This window comes from Streptomyces sp. SID5785, assembly GCF_009870065.1.
Lineage (GTDB): Bacteria > Actinomycetota > Actinomycetes > Streptomycetales > Streptomycetaceae > Streptomyces.
This window is the reverse complement of record NZ_WWIA01000311.1, coordinates 1-3,440: the sequence shown is the minus strand read 5'-3', so window position 1 is coordinate 3,440 and position 3,440 is coordinate 1. Positions and strand designations below refer to the sequence as shown.

General features: G+C 68.7%; 4 protein-coding genes. 1 reads left to right on the top strand and 3 read right to left on the bottom strand.

Features of this window, described 5'->3' with window-relative positions; all coding sequences use genetic code 11:
- The 3 genes from GTW43_RS10250 to GTW43_RS10240 all read right to left on the bottom strand — a co-directional run.
- Nucleotides 1-802, bottom strand: an 802-nt coding sequence (locus GTW43_RS10250; RefSeq protein WP_161301331.1) for a betaine/proline/choline family ABC transporter ATP-binding protein, incomplete at its 3' end; no start/stop codon positions are given.
- A gap of 40 nt (nt 803-842) precedes the next feature.
- A complete protein-coding gene (locus GTW43_RS10245; RefSeq protein ID WP_161301329.1) occupies nt 843-1,490 on the bottom strand; it encodes an ABC transporter permease in 648 nt (215 codons plus the stop codon).
- Between the two features lie 78 nt (nt 1,491-1,568).
- Nucleotides 1,569-2,039 carry an Lrp/AsnC family transcriptional regulator gene (locus tag GTW43_RS10240; protein ID WP_161301330.1) on the bottom strand — a complete coding sequence of 157 codons (471 nt, stop codon included), beginning with the start codon at nt 2,037-2,039 and terminating at the stop codon, nt 1,569-1,571.
- Between the two features lie 122 nt (nt 2,040-2,161).
- Between GTW43_RS10240 and hppD the strand changes: the two genes are divergently transcribed.
- Nucleotides 2,162-3,319 carry a 4-hydroxyphenylpyruvate dioxygenase gene (gene hppD, locus GTW43_RS10235; RefSeq protein WP_161301328.1) on the top strand — a complete coding sequence of 386 codons (1,158 nt, stop codon included), beginning with the start codon at nt 2,162-2,164 and terminating at the stop codon, nt 3,317-3,319.
- Nucleotides 3,320-3,440: the final 121 nt, after the last annotated feature.

Below are 3,440 nucleotides of genomic sequence, written 5' to 3'. Positions count from 1 at the left end.
TGGTGACCTCGACGTCGCGGACGCGGGTGAGGTTGAGGCGCTTGAGTGCGGCGCCGGCCCCGACGAACCCGGAGACGAAGTCGTCGGCCGGGTTGGTGAGGATCGCCTCGGGGGTGTCGAACTGGGCGATGTGCGACTTCTCGCGCAGCACCGCGATCCGGTCGCCGAGCTTGATGGCCTCGTCGAAGTCGTGCGTGACGAAGACGATCGTCTTGTGCAGCTCGTGCTGGAGCCGGATCAGCTCGTCCTGGAGGTGGTCGCGGGTGATCGGGTCGACGGCGCCGAACGGCTCGTCCATGAGCAGCACCGGCGGGTCGGCGGCGAGCGCGCGGGCCACGCCGACGCGCTGCTGCTGGCCGCCGGAGAGTTGGCGCGGGTAGCGGCCGTGGAACTCGCCGGGGTCGAGCCCGACGAGGTCCAGCATCTCCTCGACCCGGGACTTGATCTTCGACTTGGACCAGCCGACCATCTTCGGCACGAGCGCGATGTTCTGGGCGACGGTCATGTGCGGGAACAGGCCGGACGACTGGATCGCGTAGCCGACCTTGCGGCGCAGCTTCACCGGGTCCATGTCAGTGACGTCCTCGCCGCCGATCCGGATGCGGCCGCCGGTGGGCTCGATCAGCCGGTTGATCATCTTCAGGGTCGTGGACTTGCCGCAGCCGGACGGCCCCACGAAGATGATCAGCTCGCCCGCCTTGATCTCCATGTTGACGCTGTCCACGGCCGGCTCGGGGGACCCCGGGTAGCGCTTGGTCAGGTTCTCCAGCTCGATCGTCGCGCCGGTGGTGCGCTGGTCCACGGGTACGGGTCCCGGCTCGGGCGCGGTCGGTACAGCGGTGTCAGACACGGATCCCCCTCGGGATGGTCAGCCGTCCGATGAGGACGTACGCGGCGTCGAAGAGCAGGGCGAGGACGATGATGCCGAGGGTGCCGGCGAGGACCTGGTTGAGTGCGTTGGCGCTGCCCAGCGAGGCGATCCCGCGGAAGATCTCGTTGCCGAGCCCGGGGCCCGAGGCGTAGGCGGCGATCGCGGCGATGCCCATCAGCATCTGGGTCGAGACCCGGATGCCGGTGAGGATCGGCGGCCAGGCCAGCGGCAGCTCGACGCGGACGAGCCGGGCGACCCGCGACATCCCGATGCCCTTCGCCGCGTCGATCAGCGAGGGGTCGACGCCGCGCAGGCCCACGATCGCGTTGCGCACGATCGGCAGCAGCCCGTACAGGGTCAGCGAGATGACGGTCGGGGCGACGCCGAGGCCGACGATCGGGATGAGCAGACCGATCATGGCCAGCGAGGGGATCGTCAGGATCGTGGAGGTGGCGGTCGTCGCCAGGTTCCCGGCCCATTCGCTGCGGTACGTGAAGACGCCGATGAGGACGCCGATCACGGTGGCCACGAGCATGCACTGGAAGACGGCGCTGGCGTGCTGGCCCGCGTCGGCGAGCAGCTGCTGGTGCCGGTTGACCAGGTAGTCCCAGAAGTTCATCGGCACTCCCCGAAGCAGTGCCGGGAGCAGTCCCGGAAGTCCATCGCGCCTCACCGCCGGGCCGTGCTCGTAAAGCCGTCAGGAATCTCCCGACGCCTGCTCCACCAGCGGGATGATCCGCAGCGGAACGGGATTTTCCATGACGATCGCCGTGGAAGCCCGGACGATGCCATCAAAACCGACGACCCGGTCGATCACACGTTGGAGATCCGCGTTGGAGCGGGCCACGAGCCGGCACATCATGTCGCCCGTGCCGGTCGTCGTGTGCAGCTCCAGGACCTCGGGCACGGTCGCCAAATGGGCTCTGACATCGGGCCCTTGCCCCTGTCTGATCTGCAGCGTGGCGAACGCCGTGACCGGGTACCCGAGGGCCGCCGGGTCGACCTGGGGGCCGAACCCGCGGATGACTCCATTCGACTGAAGGCGGTCGAGCCGGGCCTGCACCGTGCCGCGGGCGACGCCGAGCCGCCGCGACATCTCCAGGACGCCGATGCGCGGCTCACGCGCCAGGAGCACGATGAGCCGCCCGTCCAGATGATCGATCGCCATACGCCCCTCCGGGGTGGTCATCCTGTACACGCAGCCCGCAGAAACGGACCCGGCACTGGTCAGATTGCCCAGCGAATACGCAAACTATTGCGCACCTTGCAGAACGGCGAGAGCCTCCCCGTATGACGCAGACCACACACTCCGCATCCGGAAGTGCCCCCGACACCGCCCGGCAGGCCGACCCCTTCCCGGTGAAGGGCATGGACGCGGTCGTCTTCGCCGTGGGCAATGCCAAGCAGGCCGCGCACTACTACGCGACGGCCTTCGGCATGACGCTGGTCGCCTACTCCGGACCGGAGAACGGCAGCCGCGAGACCGCCTCGTACGTCCTGACCAACGGCTCGGCCCGCTTCGTGTTCACCTCCGTCATCAAGGCCTCCACCGACTGGGGCCACTTCCTCGAGGAGCACGTGGCGGCGCACGGCGACGGCGTCGTCGACCTCGCCATCGAGGTGCCGGACGCCCGCGCGGCGTACGCGTACGCCACCGAGCACGGCGCCCGCGGCCTCACCGAGCCCTACGAGACGAAGGACGAGCACGGCACCGTCGTGCGCGCCGCCATCGCCACGTACGGGAAGACCCGCCACACCCTCGTCGAGCGCTCCGGCTACGAGGGCCCGTACCTGCCCGGGTTCGAGGCCGCCGCCCCGATCGTCGAGCCGCCCGCCAAGCGCTACTTCCAGGCGATCGACCACTGCGTCGGCAACGTCGAACTCGGCCGGATGAACGAGTGGGTCGCGTTCTACAACAAGGTCATGGGCTTCACGAACATGAAGGAGTTCGTGGGCGACGACATCGCGACCGAGTACAGCGCGCTGATGTCCAAGGTCGTCGCGGACGGGACCCTCAAGGTCAAGTTCCCGATCAACGAGCCGGCCGTCGCCAAGAAGAAGTCCCAGATCGACGAGTACCTGGAGTTCTACGGCGGCGCCGGGGTCCAGCACATCGCGCTCGCCACGAACGACATCGTCGCCTCGGTGCGGGCCATGCGAGCCGCCGGTGTCCAGTTCCTCGACACCCCCGACTCGTACTACGACACCCTCGGCGAGTGGGCGGGCGAGACCCGCGTCCCCGTCGAGACGCTGCGCGAGCAGAAGATCCTCGTCGACCGCGACGAGGACGGCTACCTGCTGCAGATCTTCACCAAGCCGGTCCAGGACAAGCCGACCGTCTTCTTCGAGATGATCGAGCGGCACGGCTCCATGGGCTTCGGCAAGGGCAACTTCAAGGCGCTGTTCGAGGCGATCGAGCGGGAGCAGGAGAAGCGCGGAAACCTCTGACCTCCGGAGGTCTGGCCGAGGGTGGGCCGGTGTCCCTCGTGACCCGCGACGGTCTCCTCGGCACGGCCGTCGTGCCGCTGCGGCTTGCGTCGTGGCTGCTCGCGCAGTTCCCCGCGCCCCT

Excerpts from the sequence above, each read along its gene's own strand:
- GTW43_RS10245 (WP_161301329.1), bottom strand. The coding sequence starts at position 1,490 with ATGAACTTCTGGGACTACCTGGTCAACCGGCACCAGCAGCTGCTCGCC.
- GTW43_RS10240 (WP_161301330.1), bottom strand. The coding sequence starts at position 2,039 with ATGGCGATCGATCATCTGGACGGGCGGCTCATCGTGCTCCTGGCGCGT.
- hppD (WP_161301328.1), top strand. The coding sequence starts at position 2,162 with ATGACGCAGACCACACACTCCGCATCCGGAAGTGCCCCCGACACCGCC.